Raw genomic sequence first — 20996 nt, 5'->3', positions numbered from 1 at the left:
CTCACTTACGACAGCGTGCACCAGCACCATCGGCGCGTCAACCGCTTCCAGTGAGTTGCATCACAATGACCCCTTGACCCGAGCAGGCGTGGTCCGTATGGTCAGTAATCGTTTTCTCGGAGCTGCTGCTCCGCCCCGGCAAGCCTCGTTACCGATTGAGGGCTCCTGACACATGACGAGACCGGTCCAGCCGCCTCCACCCACCGCCGGCCGGCCCAGCCGGCGCGCGCTCCTCGGCTCCGTCGCCGGAGCAGGTGCCGCCGCACTGCTGAGCGGGTGCGGCGACGACAACAACACCGATGAGCTGTCCTTCTGGAACTTCTACGGTCCCAGCCCCACACCCTCCCCGACGAGCGACTGGTTCACCTCCGTCATCGGCGAGTGGAACCGCAACAACGACGTCAAGGTCCGCCCCCGGTTCATCGCCAATGCGGCGTACATCAACGGCAATACGCTGCAAACGGCATTCTCGGCGGGCTCCGGCCCAGACATCTTCCTGCTCAGTCCTGGAGACTTCCTGCGTTACCAGAACGGCGGCGCCCTGCTGGACCTGACGCCGTTCCTCCCGAAGGGTGTGCGTGCCGACTATGTCCCGGGTGCGCTCGACACCCGCACCGTGGACGGGCGCGTCTACGCGCTGCCCATGGAGATCGAACCGCTGGTCATCTACTACGACAGACGAGCCTTCGAGAAGGCCCATGTCGCTGAGGGCGACCTGCCGAAGACCTGGGACCAATTCCTTTCGTTGGCAACGAAGCTCACCACGAAGAGCCGTTTCGGTGCGATGTTCGAGACCTTGCCGGGCTACTACCAGAACTTCGTCTGGTACCCGTTCCTCTGGCAGGGCGGCGGTGGCGCCGTCAAGGACGGCAAGAGCACCTTCGACTCCACCGCCGCACGTAACGCGCTCGGCTTCTGGCAGGAGACGCAGCGCCGGCACATCGCTCCGAAGTCCGCGCTCGGCGGTGGCTCCGGCGACACCCCGTCGAACCTCGCGGCCGGGTACTGCGCGATGCAGCAATCCGGCATCTGGGCGGTCGCGGACCTGAAACTGCAGGCACCGAAGTTCGACTACGGGATCTTCCCATTGCCCATTCCGGACGGTGGCAAGCACGTCACCGACGGCGGCGGGTGGGCGTTCGCCGTCAACGCGAAGGGCAAGAATCCCGAAGCGGCCGCGGAGTTCGTCGCATGGGCGCTGGCCAGCACCGACCGGGCCGGCATCGACCGTGCTCGCAAGTGGAACACGGTCGCCAAGACGAACCTGCCGCCACGCGCGAGCGTACGCAAGGCGGCGGAGGCCCACGATGCGTTCACGTCCGGCGTACTCGAGACGTTCGCGACGCAGATCGCGCCGACGCTGCGTTCGGAGCCCCGCTATCCGCCCGAGGTCTACAAGGCGATCTCGGACGCCATACAGGGCACCCAGCTCAGTGGCAAGGATCCGCAGCAGGCGGCACGTGAAGCCTCCGACGTGATCGACAACTTTCTCCTGACCTATCGAGGTGGCTCGATCCTGTGACAACGTCAGCCAAGGCTCTGTCCGAACGCGCCTCATCGACATCGACGGCATCAGGCACAGGGACCACCCGACGGCGCCGGGAGACCCGTGCGGCGTGGTTGTTCCTCGCACCGGACGCCGTCGGCCTGCTGCTCTTCGTCGCGCTACCAATGGTTTTCGCGCTCGCCCTGTCGCTCTTCGACGTAGACGGGTTCGGCAACTACCGGTGGATCGGCCTGGACAACTTCCATCGCATGCTGTCGGATCCGATGCTCTCGCGGGCGATCTGGGTGACGGTCAAGTATGTCGTCCTCTTCGTGCCGCTCTCCTTCGTCGCCGGCCTGGGCCTGGCGCTGCTGGTCTGGAACAAGTTCCCGGGCGTGGCCGCGGTCCGCACACTGTTCTTCCTGCCCAACGCGCTGAGTCTGGTCGTCATCGGCCTGCTCTGGCAGTTCCTGCTGGTCGACAAGCAGGGTGTGCTCACGCATGCAGCGCGACCGTTCGGCCTGGGTGACGTGTCGTTCCTCGGCGACCCGAAGTGGGCGCTTGCGACATACGTCTTCATCAGTGTCTGGTACTCGATGGGATACCAGATGCTGCTGTTCATGGCCGGCCTCAACGACATCGAGGGCGAGCACCTGGACGCGGCCCGCGTCGACGGCGCGGGAGCGTGGCAGCGATTCCGCCACGTGATCTGGCCACTGCTCGGACCCACCAGCTTCTTCGTGCTGATCACGTCACTGGTCGCCTCGGTCACCGGGCTCCAGGCGTTCGATCTGGTCTACGTGCTGACCAAGGGCGGCCCGGACAACCAGACGTCCACGGTCGTCTTCTACATCTATCAACAGGCCTTCAGTTTCGGGCATTTCGGCTACGCGGCCGCCATCACGGTGATGCTCGTGGCGTTCCTGGTGGCCGTCACCGCTGTGCTGTTCAAAGCGACCGGAGGAGGACGCTTCCATGCTCGCTGACAGTTCGAGCCCCACGACCGTGCGTCGCACCAGGCGGTGGCGCAACGGCACGACGCTGCGCGCGGTGGTCGCGTGGGCGCTGGCCCTGCTGACCTTCTTCCCGATCTTCTGGCTGTTGCTGACGGCCTTCAAGCCGTCCGGCGAGTCCTTCTCCTCCGGGATGCCGTCGCACTGGACGTGGGACAACCTGAAGTACGTGCTGACCGAGGTGTCGTTCCCGCGCTACCTGATGAACAGCGCGATCGTCTCTGTCGTCGTCACCGCCGCGGCGCTGCTCTTCCACTCGATGGCGGCATATGCGTTGGCGCGGTTGCGTTTTCGCGGTAACAGCCTGGTCCTCGGAGCGATGGTGTCGACCATGCTGGTCTCGCTGCCGGTCATCCTGGTGCCGCTCTTCCTGATCGCCAAGACGCTCGGCATGCTGGACAACTTCGCCGGGCTCATCGTGCCGATGATCTTCAACGCCTTCGGCATCTTCCTGCTGCGGCAGTACTACCTGAACTTCCCCAGCGAACTCGAGGACGCCGCGGCGCTCGACGGGTGCGGCTACCCGCGGTTGTTCTGGCACGTCGTGCTGCCGTTGTCCCGCCCGGCCCTGGCCTCGTTGTCGGTGCTGTTCTTCCTGGCGAACTGGAACGCGTTCCTGTGGCCGTTGGTCATCACCTCGAACCCCGACCTGTATGTCGTGCAGACCGGTATGGCGAGCCTGCAGGGGCAATACGCGTCGGCATACAACTACGTGCTGGCCGGTTCGCTGGTCGCGGTGCTGCCGACGATCATCGTCTTCCTGCTCGGGCAGCGGTGGCTGGTGGACTCGATGAAGAGCAGCGGCCTGAAGTAGATCACGCCCACGCTGGATCTCAGGGGCGCAGTGAGCTGCCGCGCACGATGAGCTCGGTCGGCAGCCGCCGCACGCGGGGCGCGGGCTGCTGATCAAGGGGCACGCCGACCCGCTCGATGAGCAATTCGCCTGCCAGCACACCCATTTCGTATGCCGGCTGGGCAACGACCGACAACGGCCGATCGGTGAACGCGGTCCACGGCGCATTGTCGAACGCGACCAGACCGACGTCCTCCCCCACCCGCAGTCCACGTCGGCGCAGCTCCTGCAGGACACCGAGTGCCATCTCGGAGTTGGCGACGAAGAAGGAGTCGGGCGGGTTGCGCCCGTCCATGAGTTCTGCGGTCGCGGTGGCGGCTCGGTCCGCGCGGTAGTCGGCGTGCCGCACCAGGCTCGCCGCCGGCCGCTTCTTGCGAGCGACGAGCGCACGCCGATAGCCGGTCAGTCGCTGTATGGCGGTCTGCGCGGTCTCCGGGCCGGTGATGCAGGCCGGCCGGCGCCAGCCTGCGTCGATGAGGTGCTCGGTCGCTTCCTGCGCGCCGGCCGCGGACCGCACCAGGACGGAGTCGACCCGCTCGCGCAACGGACGGTCGACGGCGACCACCGGAACGCCGAGCCGGGTGAGCTGAGAGATGTCGCTGCCGATCTCGTTGGGAGACAGGATGACTCCGCTGACCTGTTCCTGCTCGGCGACCTCGAGATATTGGGCTTCCTTCGCGGGGTCCTCGTCGGTGTTGCAGAGCACGACCGAGAAGCCTTCACGTTGCGCGACATCCTCCACGCCACGCGCGATCGCGGTGAAGAACGGGTTCGCGATGTCGGAGATGATCAGCGCCCACACATCCGCGCGCTGCAGGCGCAGGCTCCGGGCCAGTCCATTGCGTCGATAACCGAGCTCGGCGGCGGCAGCGCGGACCCGGTCCGCAAGGTCGGCGTCGACGGTCTCCTGATTGTTGAGCGTGCGGGACACCGTCGCCACCGACACACCAGCACGTGCCGCAACGTCCTTGATGGTGACGATGGCGATCCTCCTCGTTGTCGCGCGGGCCGATTCCCGCGGCGCTCTGCTCCCCGGGACTGGAGACTACTCTGGGAAATCGTTTACTCGAAACGCTCCGAGCGGTATGGCGCGAAACGTGCCCTGATGGGAGAGCCGGCAGACGCTTCGCGGGTGCCTGCTGGCGACGCAAAGACCGCCCCACGGCGCAGTGCCGTGGGGCGGTCCTATCGTTCGACGTCATCGCCGTCATCGACGGCTCAGGCGAGCCTCACCGTCGCAGGACGAATCGTCCTCTTTCCGTCTCAGCTGCAACCGCTGGTCGAGCCACAACCTTCGCAGACGTAGCACGAGCCGGCCGGGCGCATCTTCGTCCCGCAGGTCATGCACATCGGCGCGTCGGCGGCCTTGCCTTGGAAGCGTTCGAGCAACTCAGCCGACGAGTGGATCTCACCGGAGACCGCTCGTGCGTCGGCGGCACCCGAACCGGATCGGACGTCCGCCTCCGGCGCTTCGGTCTGCTTGGCGGTGCCACTCGCCTCGCTGCTCTCGTCGTCGCGACGCGTGGTGGCGCCGATCGACTGGGAGTAGGAGTCCAGTTCGTCGGAGACCTCTTCGTCCGAGGCCTCGACCTCCGGGGAGTAGGAGCCGGTCTCCAGCTGGCGGGCCCGCTCCTCGGCCGTGTGGATACCCATGAAGGACCGGGTCTCGAAGTCGAGGTGGTCCAGTGCCAACCGGCGGAAAACGTAGTCCATGATCGACTGCGCCATCCGGACGTCCGGGTCGTCGGTCATGCCGGCCGGGTCGAAGCGGAGATTGGTGAACTTCTCGACATACGTCTCCAGCGGCACGCCGTACTGGAGGCCGACCGAGATGGCGATCGAGAAAGCGTCCATCATGCCGGCGAGCGTGGAGCCCTGCTTGCCGAGCTTGAGGAAGAGCTCGCCCAGCTTGCCGTCCTCGTAGGTGCCGGCGGTGAGGTAGCCCTCGGCACCCGCGACCGCGAACGAGGTGGTCTCGCTCTTGCGGCGCTTGGGCAGCCGGCGACGGATCGGACGGTATTCGACTACCTTCTCCGGCTCGGCGTCCTGGGTCTTCTTCGACTTCTTGCCGTCGGAGAGCGGCTGGCCGACCTTGCAGTTGTCGCGGTAGACGGCCAGTGCCTTCAGGCCGAGCTTCCAGCCCTCGAGGTGCACCTCTGCGATGTCCTCGACGGTCGCCGTCTCCGGCAGGTTGACGGTCTTGGAGATCGCACCGGAGAGGAACGGCTGGGCAGCCGCCATCATCCGCACGTGGCCCATCGGAGCGATCGCCCGCTCCCCCATCGCGCAGTCGAAGACCTCGTAGTGCTCGGGCTTCAGACCTGGCGCGTCGATGACGTGGCCGTGCTCGGCGATGTGCTCGACGATGGCCTCGATCTGCTCGTTCTGGTAGCCGAGCTTCTTCAAGGCCCGCGGGATCGTCTGGTTGACGATCTGCATCGAGCCGCCGCCGACCAGCTTCTTGAACTTGACCAGCGAGAAGTCCGGCTCGATGCCGGTCGTGTCGCAGTCCATCATGAAGCCGATGGTGCCGGTCGGCGCGAGCACCGAGGCTTGTGCGTTGCGGAAGCCGTTCTCGGCACCGATCTCGATGACGTCGGCCCATGCCTTCGTCGCGAAACGGTGCACCTCGGAGTCCATGGCGTCCAGGGTCCGCACGGCGTCATTGGCGGCCTGGTGCTTGCGCATGACGCGCTGGTGCGCCTCGGCGTTGCGGGCGAAACCGTTGTAGGGGCCGACGATCCCGGCCAGCTCGGCCGAGCGCTTGTAGGACGCGCCGGTGAGCAGCGAAGTGATCGAGGCGGCGAGCGAGCGACCGCCCTCGGAGTCGTAGCCGTGGCCGGTGGCCATCAGCAGCGCACCGAGGTTGGCGTAGCCGATGCCGAGTTGACGGTAGTCACGCGTGGTGTCACCGATGGACTCGGTCGGGAAGTCGGCGAAGCAGATCGAGATGTCCATCGCGGTGATGACCAGCTCGGCGACCTTCTGGAAGGTCGCGGCGTCGAAGGTGTCGTCCTCGCGCAGGAACTTCAGCAGGTTGAGGCTCGCCAGGTTGCAGGAGCTGTTGTCCAGCGACATGTATTCGGAGCACGGGTTGGACGCGGTGATCCGACCGGTCTCCGGGTTGGTGTGCCAGTCGTTGATCGTGTCGTCGTACTGCAGACCCGGGTCGGCGCACTCCCATGCCGCCTTGTTGATCTTGTCGAACAGCGTGCGCGCGTCGACCTCTTCGATCACTTCACCGGAGTGCCGGGCACGCAGCCCGAACGAGCTGCCGTCCTCCACCGCGCGCATGAACTCGTCGGTGACCCGCACCGAGTTGTTGGCGTTCTGGTACTGGACGGAGGTGATGTCCTTACCACCGAGGTCCATGTCGAAGCCGGCATCGCGCAGCGCGCGGATCTTGTCCTCTTCCTTGGCCTTGGTCTCGACGAACTCGACGATGTCGGGGTGATCGACGTCGAGCACGACCATCTTGGCCGCGCGACGGGTCGCACCGCCGGACTTGATCGTGCCGGCCGACGCGTCGGCGCCGCGCATGAACGACACCGGCCCGGACGCCGTGCCGCCCGAGGACAGCAGCTCCTTGGACGAACGGATGCGGGAGAGGTTGAGGCCGGCACCCGAGCCGCCCTTGAAGATGAAGCCCTCTTCTTTGTACCAGTTGAGGATCGAGTCCATCGAGTCGTCGACCGAGAGGATGAAGCAGGCCGAAACCTGTTGCGGCGACTTGGTGCCGACGTTGAACCAGACCGGCGAGTTGAAGCTGAACACCTGGTGCAGCAGTGACCAGGTCAACTCGTGCTCGAAGATCTCGGCATCGTCGTCGGTCGCGAAGTAGCCGTTCTCCTTGCCGGCGCGGGCGTAGGTCAGCACGACCCGGTCGATGAGCTGCTTGAGGCTGCTCTCCCGCTCGGGGGTGCCGACGGCACCACGGAAGTATTTGGTGGTGACGATGGTGGAGGCGTTCAGCGACCAGGTGTCGGGGAACTCGACGCCTCGCTGCTCGAAGATCGTCTCGCCGGTCTTCCAGTTCTGCTGGACGACGTCGCGGCGCTCCCAGGTCACCTCGTCATAGGGGTGCACACCGGGAGTGGTGAAAATGCGCTCGACGGTCAGCCCCTTGCGTGCGGCGCGCTGTGCCTTCGGGCTGGCATCTGCCGTGTCGGTCATGTCCAACTTCCTTTCCACCTCAGGTGGTCGACTGCTGCTGTGCGGTGTGTGCGATGTGGTTGTACTGCTACGTCGGTGCTGGAACGAGTGGTGGTGACGGTTCACTCGTCGACGTGTTGGGGGTCGGGCTCCACGCCCGTGGCCGGTCGCTCCGCCCGGAGCAGCGCGATCGCCGACTCGAAGTCCTCGAGATCGTCGAATGCCTGATAGACGGAGGCGAAGCGGAGGTAGGCGACCTCGTCGAGGCTGCGCAGTGGACCGAGGATGGCCAGACCGACGTCATGCGCGTCGATCTCGGCGGCGCCCTGCGCCCGGATGGCTTCCTCGACCTCTTGGGCGAGCAACGCCAGGTGGTCCTCGCTGACCGGACGGCCCTGGCAGGCCTTGCGGACGCCGAGCAGCACCTTCTGACGGCTGAACGGCTCGCTCGCACCGGACCTCTTGACGACCGTGAGGCTCGCGGTCTCGGTGGTCGAGAACCGCTTGCCGCAACTCGGGCACTGCCTGCGTCGCTTGATGCAGGTGCCGTCCTCACTGGTGCGGCTGTCGACGACGCGACTGTCGTCGTGTCGGCAGAACGGACAATGCACGAACGACTCCTCTCCGCGTGATCCGGTGCCCCGAATCCGTCACCGCCGGACCTCGCCCTGTGGATGAGGTTGTGGGTAATCGGTGGACGAACTGGGGACGACCGCGCTCTGCTTGTGGACTAGATGTGGACGAATCTCATCCGTGTAACTACTAGATATAGGGATATTAGGCCGATCCCACCCCAAGTGCAAGACTCGACTCCGAGGGCCGGAAAACCGCTGGTCAGGCGGTCGGAGCACCGCGTGTCGCCACCGTGCAGCAGAGCTTCGGTGTCGACTCAGCGCGGCAGTCGCAGCTGCTGTCCGGCGCTCACCTGCAGTCCGTTGAGGTCGTTGGCGAGAGCCACCTTCGTGACCGCATCGGACACCTGCATCGACGGGTAGGCCCGGTGTGCGACACCCGACAGCGTCTCGCCCTGGTGCACGGTCACGGTGGGCACCGTCGGAGCCGGCGTCGTGGCCCACGCCCGTGCGGCCGCGCCACCGCCGATCAGCAGAGCCACGACGACCAGGACGCCGACGAGGCGGCGGCCGCGGGCGGTCAACCGCAACCCGGTCGGCTCGACACGCACCCCGACCACGGGGCCGCCGCCACGGGCCGCCGGGCCGGTCGGAACCGCTCGCAGGTGCCGACGACCCTGACGCAGGTCGGCCGGCGCTTCGGTCCACGCAACTGCACTCATCTGTTCCTCCTGAAGCTCCGGGGCGAACTCGTGCACACCGCTCGGATGACGGACCCGATCCGAACAGGCGTGCGATCGCACGTCTGTCCGATGTATAGCACGAACGTTCGACGTCGTCGAGACACGCGTCGTACAGATGTTTGGAAACTGTGTCCGAAACCCATACGCTGTTTTCACGAAGCCAAGGCAAGCACCGACCACCGACAACGGCCCCGACAACGGCCCGCGAAGGCCGCTCGCCGATCGCTTCGAGCGAACTGTTCGCCGAGGAGGAGATGACAGCGATGGCTGAGGTGCACGAACTTCCGGACCGCACCGGTGAGAGTCTGACCACGAGGCAGCGCAAGGTGCTGCAGGTGATCCGCAATTCCGTTGACCGGCGCGGCTATCCACCGAGCCTGCGCGAGATCGGCGACGCGGTCGGCCTGACCAGCCCGAGCTCCGTCGCACACCAGCTGACGATGCTCGAGCGCAAGGGTTATCTGCGTCGTGATCCCAACCGGCCGCGGGCCATGGAGGTCATCGACCCGGACGCCACAGACACCCGCGGTTATCGCGGCGGATCGAGTGTCCGAGGAGCCCAGGAGTCCGGTATCGACGAGACCGGTCTGGGCGACCTGCGACCCGAGGCGTCATACATTCCGGTCGTCGGGCGGATCGCCGCCGGAGGCCCGATCCTCGCCGAGCAGGTCGTCGAGGACATCTTCCCGTTGCCCAAGCAGATCGTCGGCGAAGGCGACCTCTTCCTCCTCAAGGTCGTCGGCGACTCCATGGTCGACGCAGCCATCTGCGACGGCGACTGGGTGGTCGTCCGGCAGCAGCCGACCGCCACCAACGGTGACATCGTGGCCGCGATGCTCGACAACGAGGCGACGGTCAAGACGTTCAAGCGGACCCGCGGCAAGGTGTGGCTGCTCCCCCACAACGACGCCTACGACCCCATCGATGGTGACGACGCGACGATCCTGGGCAAGGTCACCGCGGTCCTGCGCCGCGTCTGACCCACCACACGCCGGCCCTTCGCGGCCGGGCGCCGGCAGTGCTCCTCAGGACGCGCGACGCCCGGCCAGCGAGTCGGCCAGTTCGGTGAGCGTGGTTGCCAGCGGAGCGTCGATGCGCACCGACACCTCCTCGTCGGTGGCGCGCGTCCATCCGTGGGTCACGACGGCCACCGGGATGCCCCGCCGAACGGCACGCCGGATGAAGCGGTACCCGGACATCACGGCGAGCGACGACCCGAGCACCAGAATCACGCGGGCGGCCTCGACCTGCGCGAAGCACTGCTCGACCAAATCCTTGGGCACCGACTCGCCGAACATCACCACGTCCGGCTTCAACAGGTCGGAGCCACACACGACGCAGTGCGCCAGCCGGAAGTCACCGATGAGCGACTCGGCGATCGCGACATCGCCGTCGGGCCGCAGCGCGCCGGTGGCGGACCGATCGAAGTCCGGGTTGGCCAGCTGCAACCACTCGTCGACCATCGACCGGTCATATCGCTCACCGCAGTGCATACACACGACGTGGGTGAGGCTGCCGTGCAGCTCGGCGACGCCACGGGAGCCGGCGGCCTGATGCAGGCCGTCGACGTTCTGGGTGATGATCGGTCCCACCAGTCCGGCACCTTGCAGGCTCGCCACCGCCGTGTGCCCGGCATTCGGCTCCGCTGCCGCGAAGCGTGGCCAGCCGACATACGAACGTGCCCAATAACGCTGCCTGGCAGCAGGCGTCGCGAGTAGTTCCTGCGCGGTCATCGGTTGGAAGCGCCGTTTGCCGTCGGCGCCGCGATAGTCGGGTATGCCGGAGTCGGTCGACAGGCCGGCTCCGGTGAGCGCGAGCACGCCGCCACCGCTCACCAGCTCGGCCAGGGCTGCCGGATCCGTGGTCACCACGCTGCCAAGATCTCACATCGCATCGCGCGGGAGCGCTGCCGGCCGCGCGGCAGGCCGAGCCGCCGATGACCGCCACCTGGCGGGCGGCCACGCGGCGTCGCGAGAAGCATGGATTAGCAATGTGGGAAAATTCGTCGATCAGGATAACGAAATGTTATTCTCTGGTGCATGATCGACGCCGCTGGACTCCGAGTCATCAAGGCCATCAGCGACCACGGCAGTTTCACGGCTGCAGCGGCCTCACTGGGCTATTCGCAGCCGGCCATCTCGCAGATGGTCCGACGACTGGAGGACCGCACCGGCACGGTGCTGGTCGAGCGCCTCGGCCGCAGCGTCCGGCTCACCGAGGCCGGCCAGGTGCTCGCGCGGCACGCCAATCCGGTGCTGGCCGCGCTCGACGCGGCCGAGTCAGAGGTGGCCGCCATCGCCGGTCTGCGCGCCGGCCGGGTGCGACTGATGGCCTTCCCGTCTTCGTCGTCGACACTGGTGCCGCGGGCACTGTCACTCGTCAAGAAACGCTTCCCGGACGTGGAGGTCAGCTTCACCGAGGCCGAGCCGCCGGAATCGCTGGCCGCGCTGCGGTCGGGCGAGTGCGACGTGGCGGTCGCCTTCGCCTACGAAGGCACCGATCTGGCCCGTGGTGAGGAAGACCTGGACGCGTTCGTCACGCGCAAACTGCTCGACGACGAGGTTCGACTGGCCCTGCCGCTGAACCACCCGAAGGCGAAGTCGAAGAAGGTCAAGCTCGCCGACTTGGCCGGTGAGCCGTGGATCGCCGGCTGCCCACGATGTCGCGGCCACCTGTTGTCACTCGCCGAGCGCGCCGGGTTCAACCCGGATGTCGCCTTCGAGACCGAGGACTACGTCGCGGTGCTCGGCCTGGTCTCCGAGGGCCTGGGCGTGGCACTGATCCCCGACCTGATCCGCCGGTCGGCCGGCAACACCGGCGTGGTCACCCTGCCGATGGATCCCGCGTCGCGGCGCTCGGTGTATGCCGTCACCACGCCGGACCTGCAACGTGTGCCGGCTGTGTCTGCCACCCTGGACGCGCTGTGCGAAGCCGCACGCACCAAGAGCCTCTGCTCCTGAGCGCCTGCCGCTGACCGACCCGGTCACTGCCGGGCCACCAGCGGCGCGCCGTTGCGGGCGATGATCGCGATGTCGCCGCCGCGATCCGTGCGCTCCACCGTCGAGCCGCTGTCCCGCAGCAGATCGAGAGTGCGCGGCGCCGGATGCCCGTAGTCGTTGTGCGCGCCGACACTGATCACCGCGAGCGGCGCGCGCACATAGTGTTCGAGCTCCGAATCCTGGTTGGCCGAACCGTGGTGCGGCACCTTCAACACATCGACGCCTGGCGCGTCGGGTAGTCGCTTCAACTGGGCGAGTACCATTGCAGCTGCTTCCTTCTCGATGTCGCCGGTCATCAGCAACCGCAGACCGTGGGTCCGCACGTCGAGCACCACGCTGGCGTTGTTCTGGACCGAACCAGCGTGGATCAGACGACTCGGACCGAGCACGAGTGCGTGGACGGAACCGATGTCCAGGATGTCGCCGGTCGCCAAGGTCTGTACGGCCAGGCCGTGTCGCGCGGCGATCGAGCGGACCAACGGCTCCTCACTCGCCTCGTCGTCGGCGTTCGTCGGGTCGATCGACGACACCGGGGTGGCGTAGAGCGCCCGCACCTGTCGACCGTCGAAGACCGCCTGCAAACCGCCGACGTGGTCGGCATGGAAATGCGTGAGGACGACCGCGTCCACCACCTCGATCCGCAATCGGTCGAGGCAACGATCCATGGCCGCGGGTTCGGGGCCCGTGTCGACCACCAGTGCGTGCCCGGGGCCGGTCGCGAGCACTCCCCCGTCGCCCTGGCCGACGTCGCAGGCGACATAGACCCAACCGGGTGGCGGCCAGCCACTCACCGGGGTCGGCGCCCAAGCGGCGGCCGCGAGCACCGCACCCGCGCCCGCCAGGTAGGGACGCACCCACAGGGTGCGCAGCAACCACGCGCCCGTGCACAACAGCACCAGGGTGAGCACGGCGAGCAACACCGCGCCGAACGCTCCGTCCGGCCACGGCAGCATGCCCAGCGGCACTCGTGCGCAGGTGTGTGCCACCCACGCGATGCCAGCCGTGGGCAGCGCCGCCAACCACGCGGTCAGCCGGGCGAGGTCGACGCTCACCGGTGCCAGCAACACGGTGACGACGCCACACATCGTGGCCGGTGCGACCAACGGAGCGGCCAGCACGTTCGCCGGTATGCCGATCAGACTGACTGAGCCCTGCAACAGCACGATCACCGGCGCGCACATCGCCTGTGCCGCCATCGGTATGGCGACCGCCTCCGCCAAGGGCGCCAGGGGTCGTGGCAGGAAGCGCGCCATCAGATCGGCCCACGGCCGCGCGAAGAAGAGCAGCCCCGCGGTGGCAAGTGTCGACAGCGCAAAGCCGTAGGAGGCCGCGAGCCACGGATCGATCACCAGCAGCACCAGGACGGCCGCGGCCAGCACCGGCGGACCCGCGGTGCGTCGGGCCAGCGACATACCGACGAGCCCGACGACACCCATCACGGCAGCCCGCACGACCGATGGCTCGGGGCGGCACAGGAGCACGAACAGTCCCAGGGCCACGACAGCGACGACCAGCCGCCATCTGCCCCGGATGCGTAGCCAACCCGCGACCCACATCGTGGCCAGCAGCACCATGGTGACGTTGGAGCCGGAGACCGCGTTGAGATGCGTCATACCGGTGGCCCGCATGTCGTCGTTGAGGTCCTGCGGCAGGCGTGAGGTGTCACCCATCACAAGCGCGGGCACGAGCCCGCGCGGATCGGACGGCAGTCCCTCGGTGGCGGTGCGCATGTCACTGCGCACCGATTCGACGGCGTCGAAGAGCGGCCCGGCGCCGCCCACGACCCGGGGTGGGCCGCGCGCGGTCAGCACTGCCTCGATGTCTTCGCCAGGGTCCGCCAGTCGGAGGCGGCCCGCGACCGCGACTCGCTCGTGCCAGTGCACCGACAGCCATCGTTCGTCGCCCAGCACCAGAACGGGTGTGTGCGGCGCACTGCGCATGCCGCGGCCGATGATCTGCCGGACAGAGAACTTCGCGATGACCAGGCTTCGGTGACCGCTCAGGCCGGCGGCCACCGGCCGAGGGTCGGAGGTGACGACGCCTTCGACGCGGACGATCGCGCGTTGTGCGGCGAGTCGGTCGACAGTGCCCGCCTGACGGGTGATCAGGTGCCCCGCGGTCGCGGTGCAGGTGACCGCGACCGCGGCAGCTGCCAATGCGACCGTCTCGAGCACCCGACCCCGGCGATCGGGGCCGGCCGGCCCGTCCACGCCGCCGTGTCGGCCGAGACCGACGCGGTCCCCCGCCCGCACAGCGCCGCGGCGCCCCCGCACCACGAGCCCACCCGCGAGCAGCGCACCGGCTGCGGCGATCGCTGCACTCGCGACAGCAGGCAACCGGAGCGCGACGAGAGTGACCGGCCAGGCCACTGCTGCCGCTGTGAACAACCTCAGGTCGAGGGACTGACGTTGCGCCGAGCCGCCCTCAGTCCGGCGACGGACCCGTTCGACGACTGCGTCGAGGACGCGCACAGCCCGTCAACCGACGGTCACCAGCGGACGCAACTGCTCCAGCGTCTTGTCGCCGATGCCGCTGACCTCGCCCAACTCGTCGACCGTGCTGAACCGGCCGTTGTCGGCGCGCCACTGCAGAATGCGTTGCGCCATCACCGGACCCACTCCCGGCAGGCCCTCCAGAGCGGTCTCGTCGGCGGTGTTGAGATCGACGACGCTCGGGGTATCTCCTGCGGCGTTCGGGCCACCGGCACCGGATGGCGCCGACCCGGCCGGCTGCTGTGGCGGTGACGGGTGCTCACCGGGTTTGGGCACCTGGATCTGCTCACCGTCGGCCACCACCCGAGCCAGATTGATGGCCGACAGGTCTGCACCCGACAGTGCGCCGCCGGCTGCGGACACAACGTCCTGCACCCTCGAACCGGCCTTGACGTGAACCACGCCGGGCTTGCGCACCTGGCCGACCACCTGCACCACCAGCGTCGACGGCGCGGCACTGGCCGACTTCGAGGCCACACCGAACCCTGCCCGGGCCGACGGACGTCCTGCATCGGTCGACCGAGCGGTGCCGGCCGATGCCGACGAGGATCCGGTCGCCGCGACCGGGTGTGGCTGCGCCGAAGCACGTGCCCACAGGACCCGCCCGCCGAAAACCAGGGCGGCGACCGACAGCAGGATCAGCGCCCCGATGACCGCAAGTCGACTCGGTGCCACCTGCGCGCCGATGAGCGGCTCCGGCGGCCGCAGCAACGGTTCACGCGGCCGCAACTCGTCGCCGCCGACCCCGGCGGCATGCCGGCCCCCTCGCCGGGTCGGCTCGGTGCGTTCCGCGCGCCGCGTCGCCGCGACCCGTCGCGGCAGGTCAGCGACCCTGGACCGCGGCTCGTCGACGACCGACTCCTCTGACGGCACCCACCCCGGTGCCCGGCGGACCGCCTCGATCTCCTCGAGCACCGCCGCCAACCGGTCCGGTGTGCCTTCCTCCCCACGTGAGCGTGCCATCGGGCCTACTCCCACGCCTGCGGTGCATGCTGAAGATGAACTTCCATGCGTGGAACACTAGGCAGCAGAACGAAGTCCGCGCCGCGGCCGACGGCCCGCCTGTGGAAAACCAGGCCCGCGGAAGGGGATGTGGACAACGCACCACACACGGGCGCGAGGTCTTCGGTCAGTCGGACGAACCGACGATGCGGGTGCGCCCGATGAATCGGGGCGTCACCACGACGGCGAGCGTGCCCGGACCCACGTGCGCGCCCACCGCCGCACCGAGCTCGACGAGCAACATCCGTCGCGCCTTCGGCAGTCGTTCGGCCAGCTGCTCGATCAAGGTCTCGGCGCGGTCACGCGAGTCGAGGTGGTGGACCGCCACGTCCACGCCGTCGAGGTCGTCCTGCTCCTGAAGCTCCTCGACGGTGTCGACCGCGTGCTGCACCAGCCGGGCCAGTGCCTTGTTGGTCGTGCGCACCCGCTCCAACGGCTCGATGTGCCCGTCCCGCACGGTCAGCAACGGTTTGATCGCGAGCGCCGATCCCATCAGTGCCGACGCACGGCCGATCCGCCCGCCACGCCGCAGGTGCTCCAGGGTGTCGACATAGAAGACGGTCGTGGACCCCCCTGTATGGCGCCGTGCCGCCGCCGCGACATCTGCGGCTGCCGCACCCGACGCCGCTGTCTCCGCGGCCGCAATGACACCGAAACCCATTGCCATACCGATGGTTTCGCTATCGATGACCGTCACGGGGATGCGCGAGTCGCGCGCCGCAAGCTGTGCCGATGACAAGGTCGCCGACATCTGCGACGACACGTGCACCGACACGATCGCGTCGTGCCCGGCCTCGGCCAGTGCGTCATAGACCTGGCTGAAGACCGCCGGCGACGGCCGGGAGGTCGAGACCGGGACGAAGTCCCGCAACGCCTGCGCGACCTCCTCGGCCGTGACGCCACGGCCTTCGTCATACGAGACCCCGCCGATGGCCAGGCGCATCGGCACGACCGAGATGCCGTGCACGGCGGCGACGCCCGACGGCAGATATGCCGTCGAGTCGGTCACCACTGCTACGGACATGTATTCAGCCGACGACGAGGTTGACGAGCTTGGGAGCGCGCACAATCACCTTGCGGATCTGCTTGTCCCCCACCGCTGCTGCGATCTTCTCGCTGGCACGTGCCAGTGCTTCCAGGTCGGCGTCGGAGATGTCCGGCGAGACCTCGAGGCGATCGCGCACCTTGCCCTGGACCTGGACGACGCACGTGACGGTCTCGTCGACCAGCATCGACTCGTCTGCCACCGGGAAGTCCTCGTGCGACAACGACGACTCGTGGCCAAGCCGGGACCAGAGTTCTTCGGCGATGTGCGGTGCGACGGGTGCCGTCATCAGCACCAGCGGCTCGACGACCGAGCGCGGCGCGGGCGCCTCCGCGGACGCCTTGGTCAGGGCGTTGTTCAACTCGATCAGCTTGGCGATCGCCGTGTTGAACTGCAGCGACTCGTAGTCCTTGCCGACGCCATCGATCGCCTTCGCCAGTGCGCGACCCAGCTCCTGCGACGGAGCCTCGTCGGACACGCGCAGCTCGCCGGTCTCCTCGTCGATCACGTTGCGCCACAGTCGTTGCAGGAAACGCTGCGACCCGACGACAGCGCGTGTCTCCCACGGGCGGGAAATGTCCAGCGGGCCCATCGACATCTCGAACACCCGGAAGGTGTCTGCGCCGTACTCGGCGGACATCTCGTCGGGAGTCACGACGTTCTTGAGCGACTTGCCCATCTTCCCGTATTCGCGACTGACCGGTGCGCCGTTCCAGGTGAAGGTCAGGTCCTTGCCCTCGCCGTGCTCGACGACCTCGGCCGCCGGCACCGGCTGCCCGCGACCGTCCCGGAACGCATAGGCCTGCACGTAACCGTGGATGAACAGGCGACGGAACGGCTCCTCCGAGCTGACCTCGCCCAGGTCGAACAACACCTTGTGCCAGAAGCGCGCGTAGAGCAGGTGCAGCACTGCGTGCTCGGGTCCACCGACGTAGAGATCGACACCGCCGGGGTCTCCCGCGACACCTTCGCCCGCACCGCGGCCGGGACCCATCCAGTACTGCTCGACCTCCGGGTCGACGAAGCGGTCGGAGTTCGCCGGGTCGGTGTATCGCAGCTCGTACCAACAGGATCCGGCCCAGTTGGGCATGGTGTCGGTCTCTCGGCGGTACTTCTTCGGGCCATCGCCCAGGTCGAGCTCGACGTCGACCCACTCGGTCGCACGGCTCAACGGCGACTCCGGGTTGGAGGCGGCGTCATCGGGCTCGTAGGTCTTGGGTGAGTAGTCGGCGACGTCCGGCAGCTCCACCGGCAGCATGGACTCGGGCAGCGCGTGGGCGACGCCGTCCTCGTCGTAGACGATCGGGAACGGCTCGCCCCAGTAGCGCTGCCGGCTGAACAGCCAGTCGCGCAGCTTGTAGGTGACGGTGCCGCGACCAACACCCTCGCTCTCCAGGAAATCGATGACCGTCTGCTTGGCGTCCTCGGTGTCCTTGCCGTCCAACGACACCCGATCGTTGGACGAATTGATCATCGGGCCGTGGCCGGTATAGGCCGTGTCTTCGTCGTGGCCCTCTGCGGGCTGCACGGTGCGCACGTGCGGCAGGTCGTACTTCTTGGCGAAGTCCCAGTCGCGTGGGTCCTCGGCGGGGACCGCCATGACGGCACCGGTGCCATAACCCATCAGCACGTAGTCGGCGATGAAGACCGGGACACGTTCTCCTGACACCGGATTGGTCGCGAACGCACCGGTGAAGACACCGGACTTGGCCTTGGCGTCCTCGGTCTGCCGCTCCAGCTCGGACTTGCGAGAGGTCGCCAGCCGGTATGCCGAGACGGCTTCGCGCGGAGTGTCCGCGCCGCCGGTCCAGGACGGCTGGGTGCCGTCGGGCCACGCCGCCGGTGCCAGTGAGTCGACCAGCGGATGCTCGGGGGCGAGCACCATGAACGTCGCACCGAAGATGGTGTCGGGACGAGTCGTGAAGACCTCGATCCGGTCGTGGGCGTCATCGACCGCGAACTCGATCGATGCGCCGTGCGAGCGGCCGATCCAGTTGCGCTGCATGACCTTGATCGACTCGGTCCAGTCGACGCGGTCCAGGTCGTCGGCCAGTCGATCGGCATACGCGGTGATCCGCATCATCCACTGGGACAGACTGCGCTGGAAGACCGGCATGTCACCGCGCTCGGTCAGGCCTTCGTTGGTGACTTCCTCGTTGGCGACCACGGTGCCCAGCCCCGGCGCCCAGTTGACCGGCACTTCCTTCTTGTAGGCCAACCGCCGGCTGTCGATGGCCTCACATCGCTCGTCGTCGGTCTGCTCCGACCACGGCCGGCCGTTCGGGGTCGGGACGTCGCCTGACTCGTATGCCGCGGTCAGCTCCTCGATCGGCCGGGCCTTGCCGGCGCGGTCGTCGTACCAGGCGTTGTAGATCTTGGTGAAGATCCACTGAGTCCACTTGTAGAAGCCCGGATCGATCGTCTGGATCTTGCGCCGCGGATCGTGCGACAGACCCAGCATGCGCACCTGCCGGGTGAAGTTGACGATGTTGTCCTCGGTCGTCTTGCGCGGATGCTGCCCGGTCTTGACGGCATACTGCTCGGCCGGCAGGCCGAACGCATCGAAACCCTGGGTGTAGAGGACGTTCTTGCCGGTCATCCGCTGATAGCGGGCGTAGACGTCGGTCGCGATGAACGGCAGTGGGTGCCCGACATGCAGACCGTCGCCGCTCGGGTAAGGGAACATGTCCTGCACCATGAACTTCGGCCGGTCCCCGACCGCCTGCGGATCGGCCCACGGCCCGGCGGGATTCGGCGCCTCGAAGGTGCGGTGCTCCTCCCAGTGGTCCTGCCAGGAGCGCTCGATCTCGTTCGCCAGCGCAGGCGTGTAGCGGTGTGCGGGCTGCTCGTCGGTCATGGTCGATCTGTCCTTTACAAGTGAGCAAGTGGCGTGCGCGTCGGACTCGCGCTGCGTTGTCATGAACCCAAGGAAAAGACCCCTCGTCGCAGGGAGGGGTCAGCCGCGCCGAAGTCCGCCTAGCGTCGACGCGGCGAGCTAAGAAGAAGCAACTGCCGCACGAACGACAGATTACCGCACGGCTACCCGGCAAAGACAAAGGTCCGGCGCCGCCTGCGTTGCAGGACGGCGCCGGACCTCGCGTCGTGAGAGCCGATCAGGCGTCGAGGCCGTTGACGGCCTTCGCCAGCGCCGACTTCTTGTTGGCGGCCTGGTTCTTGTGGATGACGCCCTTGCTCACGGCCTTGTCCAGCTTCTTGGACGCAGCGGCGAGCATCTCGGTGGCCTTCGCCTTGTCGCCGGCCTCGACGGCCTGGCGGGTGTGCCGGATCCAGGTGCGCAGCTCCGACTTGTAGGCGCGGTTGCGCTCAGTGCGGATCGCGTTGGTCTTGATCCGCTTCATCTGCGACTTGATGTTTGCCACGTGTAGTACTTCCTTGGTCGATCGAGAAAATCAGAATGTCAATGAGGGTTGACGGACGCGACGACGGATGGGGCGTGGGGACACCCGGGCGATGTTGTCGCGACGGTACTGCTTGCATACGCGCACGACCAGAGCGCGCACGCAAGAGTCAAAGTTACCAGTGGCGCATGATTCGGCCCAAATCGGGATCTCGGTACGCCGCTCGTCCGTCACGGCACTCGCTCGGCATGAGCGGTCAGGCGTTGCGTGCCTGCGTGATGGTCATGACGGCGCGCTCGAGCGCGTAGACAGGGTCACGACCGCCTCCCTTGACGTCGAAATCAGCCGCAGCCACCGCCTGTATGGCGCGGCCCAACCGCTCTCCGTCCCAACCCTTCGCATCCCGGCGCGCGCGGTCGACCTGCCAGGGCGCCATGCCGAGCTGTTTGGCCAGGGCACCCGACGGCCCACGCCCGGCGGTCGCGACGCGGGCGATCTGCCGCAACTGGCTGGCCAGCACAGCGACGATCGGCACCGGGTCCAGGCCGGACGCGAGCGCGTGCCGGGTGAGGCGCAGCGCTTCGGGCAGGTTACCGCTGATCGCCGCGTCAGCGACCCGGAAGCCGGTCGCTTCGACCTTGCCGCCGTGGTAGCGCTGCACCAGCTCCACCGTGACCATGCCCTCGGTGTCGTCGCACAGCTGCTTGCACGCCGAGGCCAGCTCGCGCAGGTCCTTGCCGACGGCCTCGAGCAGGGCACGCACCGCGTCCGGCGCCACCTTGCGCCCGACCGAACGGAACTCGTTGGTGACGAACGCCGACTTGTCGCGATCGCTCTTGATGGCCGGTGCGTCGATGATCCGGGCGCCGTTCTTCTTCAGCGCGTCGAGTGCCTTCTTACCGCGCACGCCGCCCTTGTGCTGCACGATCAGAGTCGCGTCGGCGGGGCCGAGCTTGACGACGTCGAGGACGTCGGCGATCAGCTCGTCGCGACCCTCGTCGAGGTCGCGCACCAGCACGATCTTGCTGCCACCGAAAAGACTGGGGCTGGTGTGCAGCTGCAACTCGCCGCCCTCGTAACTGGCTGCCTCGATGCGCACCAGCTCGGCCTCCGGGTCGCTCTCGCGCAGCAGTGCGATGGTGCTGCTCGCCGCGCGCTCGGCGAGGATCTGCTCCGGTCCGGTGATCAGCACCAGCGGCGGGACGTCCGTCATACCCCCAACTCTGCCACCTGCAGCGGACACACACGCGGGCACAGCCATCGCGGCTCTAAAGTTCGCC

The 20996-nt window shown here is 67.6% G+C and carries 16 protein-coding genes; 5 read left to right on the top strand and 11 right to left on the bottom strand.

Features of this window, described 5'->3' with window-relative positions; all coding sequences use genetic code 11:
* Window positions 1–172: 172 nt before the first annotated feature.
* The 3 genes from IEX71_RS02260 to IEX71_RS02250 are packed head-to-tail and all read left to right on the top strand — an operon-like array spanning window position 173 to window position 3313.
* A complete protein-coding gene (locus IEX71_RS02260; RefSeq protein ID WP_188835323.1) occupies window positions 173–1522 on the top strand; it encodes an ABC transporter substrate-binding protein in 1350 nt (449 codons plus the stop codon).
* Window positions 1519–2472, top strand: coding sequence for a carbohydrate ABC transporter permease (locus IEX71_RS02255; RefSeq protein WP_229749387.1), 954 nt, complete (start codon window positions 1519–1521; stop codon window positions 2470–2472). Before IEX71_RS02260 ends, IEX71_RS02255 begins: the two co-directional genes overlap by 4 nt.
* Window positions 2462–3313 (top strand): carbohydrate ABC transporter permease, encoded by an 852-nt coding sequence (locus IEX71_RS02250; protein WP_188835322.1) that lies wholly within the window; start codon window positions 2462–2464, stop codon window positions 3311–3313. The genes IEX71_RS02255 and IEX71_RS02250 overlap by 11 nt, the downstream gene beginning before the upstream one ends.
* Window positions 3314–3332: 19 nt before the next feature.
* Here IEX71_RS02250 and IEX71_RS02245 read toward each other — a convergent pair whose 3' ends face one another.
* The 4 genes from IEX71_RS02245 to IEX71_RS02230 form a co-directional block, all read right to left on the bottom strand.
* Entirely contained in the window at window positions 3333–4325 is a 993-nt protein-coding gene (locus tag IEX71_RS02245; RefSeq protein ID WP_268235919.1) for a LacI family DNA-binding transcriptional regulator, read from the bottom strand.
* Between the two features lie 290 nt (window positions 4326–4615).
* Window positions 4616–7525: a vitamin B12-dependent ribonucleotide reductase gene (locus tag IEX71_RS02240; RefSeq protein ID WP_188835321.1), complete on the bottom strand. Its 2910-nt coding sequence runs from the start codon at window positions 7523–7525 to the stop codon at window positions 4616–4618.
* A gap of 101 nt (window positions 7526–7626) precedes the next feature.
* A complete protein-coding gene (gene nrdR, locus IEX71_RS02235; protein WP_188835320.1) occupies window positions 7627–8115 on the bottom strand; it encodes a transcriptional regulator NrdR in 489 nt (162 codons plus the stop codon).
* Window positions 8116–8393: 278 nt separating this feature from the next.
* Entirely contained in the window at window positions 8394–8798 is a 405-nt protein-coding gene (locus tag IEX71_RS02230) for a LysM peptidoglycan-binding domain-containing protein (protein WP_188835319.1), read from the bottom strand.
* A gap of 284 nt (window positions 8799–9082) precedes the next feature.
* On the opposite strand from IEX71_RS02230, the gene lexA reads away from it, so the two are divergent.
* The gene (gene lexA, locus IEX71_RS02225) at window positions 9083–9799 is read left to right on the top strand and encodes a transcriptional repressor LexA (protein WP_188835318.1); all 717 of its coding nucleotides are present in this window, start codon (window positions 9083–9085) and stop codon (window positions 9797–9799) included.
* Between the two features lie 45 nt (window positions 9800–9844).
* Here lexA and IEX71_RS02220 read toward each other — a convergent pair whose 3' ends face one another.
* On the bottom strand, window positions 9845–10690 hold the full coding sequence (locus tag IEX71_RS02220; RefSeq protein ID WP_188835317.1) for an NAD-dependent protein deacetylase: 846 nt from the start codon (window positions 10688–10690) through the stop codon (window positions 9845–9847).
* A gap of 168 nt (window positions 10691–10858) precedes the next feature.
* On the opposite strand from IEX71_RS02220, the gene IEX71_RS02215 reads away from it, so the two are divergent.
* Window positions 10859–11779 carry a LysR family transcriptional regulator gene (locus IEX71_RS02215; RefSeq protein WP_188835316.1) on the top strand — a complete coding sequence of 307 codons (921 nt, stop codon included), beginning with the start codon at window positions 10859–10861 and terminating at the stop codon, window positions 11777–11779.
* A 23-nt stretch (window positions 11780–11802) separates the two neighbouring features.
* On the opposite strand, the gene IEX71_RS02210 is transcribed toward IEX71_RS02215, so the two are convergent.
* The 6 genes from IEX71_RS02210 to holA all read right to left on the bottom strand — a co-directional run bounded on the left by IEX71_RS02210 (window position 11803) and on the right by holA (window position 20929).
* Window positions 11803–14289, bottom strand: a complete 2487-nt coding sequence (locus IEX71_RS02210) for a ComEC/Rec2 family competence protein (protein WP_188835315.1) — start codon at window positions 14287–14289, stop codon at window positions 11803–11805.
* Between the two features lie 6 nt (window positions 14290–14295).
* Window positions 14296–15273: a helix-hairpin-helix domain-containing protein gene (locus IEX71_RS22375; RefSeq protein ID WP_189428303.1), complete on the bottom strand. Its 978-nt coding sequence runs from the start codon at window positions 15271–15273 to the stop codon at window positions 14296–14298.
* Window positions 15274–15439: 166 nt separating this feature from the next.
* Window positions 15440–16336: a DegV family protein gene (locus IEX71_RS02200; protein ID WP_188835314.1), complete on the bottom strand. Its 897-nt coding sequence runs from the start codon at window positions 16334–16336 to the stop codon at window positions 15440–15442.
* A 4-nt stretch (window positions 16337–16340) separates the two neighbouring features.
* Window positions 16341–19214, bottom strand: a complete 2874-nt coding sequence (gene leuS / locus IEX71_RS02195) for a leucine--tRNA ligase (protein WP_188835313.1) — start codon at window positions 19212–19214, stop codon at window positions 16341–16343.
* A 256-nt stretch (window positions 19215–19470) separates the two neighbouring features.
* Complete coding sequence (rpsT, locus tag IEX71_RS02190) at window positions 19471–19737, bottom strand: 30S ribosomal protein S20 (RefSeq protein WP_188835312.1); 267 nt, start codon at window positions 19735–19737, stop codon at window positions 19471–19473.
* Between the two features lie 235 nt (window positions 19738–19972).
* A complete protein-coding gene (gene holA / locus IEX71_RS02185) occupies window positions 19973–20929 on the bottom strand; it encodes a DNA polymerase III subunit delta (RefSeq protein WP_188835311.1) in 957 nt (318 codons plus the stop codon).
* Between the last annotated feature and the right edge of the window lie 67 nt (window positions 20930–20996).

The sequence above is a fragment of the Flexivirga endophytica genome, from assembly GCF_014640635.1.
Classification (GTDB): domain Bacteria; phylum Actinomycetota; class Actinomycetes; order Actinomycetales; family Dermatophilaceae; genus Flexivirga; species Flexivirga endophytica.
This window is presented reverse-complemented; position numbering and strand designations above follow the sequence as displayed.

What these genes read in the sequence shown, in the direction of transcription:
- IEX71_RS22375 (WP_189428303.1), bottom strand. Translation starts at nt 15,273, where the DNA reads ATGGCACGCTCACGTGGGGAGGAAGGCACACCGGACCGGTTGGCGGCG.
- leuS (WP_188835313.1), bottom strand. Translation starts at nt 19,214, where the DNA reads ATGACCGACGAGCAGCCCGCACACCGCTACACGCCTGCGCTGGCGAAC.
- IEX71_RS02250 (WP_188835322.1), top strand. Translation starts at nt 2,462, where the DNA reads ATGCTCGCTGACAGTTCGAGCCCCACGACCGTGCGTCGCACCAGGCGG.
- IEX71_RS02240 (WP_188835321.1), bottom strand. Translation starts at nt 7,525, where the DNA reads ATGACCGACACGGCAGATGCCAGCCCGAAGGCACAGCGCGCCGCACGC.
- holA (WP_188835311.1), bottom strand. Translation starts at nt 20,929, where the DNA reads ATGACGGACGTCCCGCCGCTGGTGCTGATCACCGGACCGGAGCAGATC.
- lexA (WP_188835318.1), top strand. Translation starts at nt 9,083, where the DNA reads ATGGCTGAGGTGCACGAACTTCCGGACCGCACCGGTGAGAGTCTGACC.
- IEX71_RS02230 (WP_188835319.1), bottom strand. Translation starts at nt 8,798, where the DNA reads ATGAGTGCAGTTGCGTGGACCGAAGCGCCGGCCGACCTGCGTCAGGGT.
- IEX71_RS02200 (WP_188835314.1), bottom strand. Translation starts at nt 16,336, where the DNA reads ATGTCCGTAGCAGTGGTGACCGACTCGACGGCATATCTGCCGTCGGGC.
- IEX71_RS02260 (WP_188835323.1), top strand. Translation starts at nt 173, where the DNA reads ATGACGAGACCGGTCCAGCCGCCTCCACCCACCGCCGGCCGGCCCAGC.
- IEX71_RS02215 (WP_188835316.1), top strand. Translation starts at nt 10,859, where the DNA reads ATGATCGACGCCGCTGGACTCCGAGTCATCAAGGCCATCAGCGACCAC.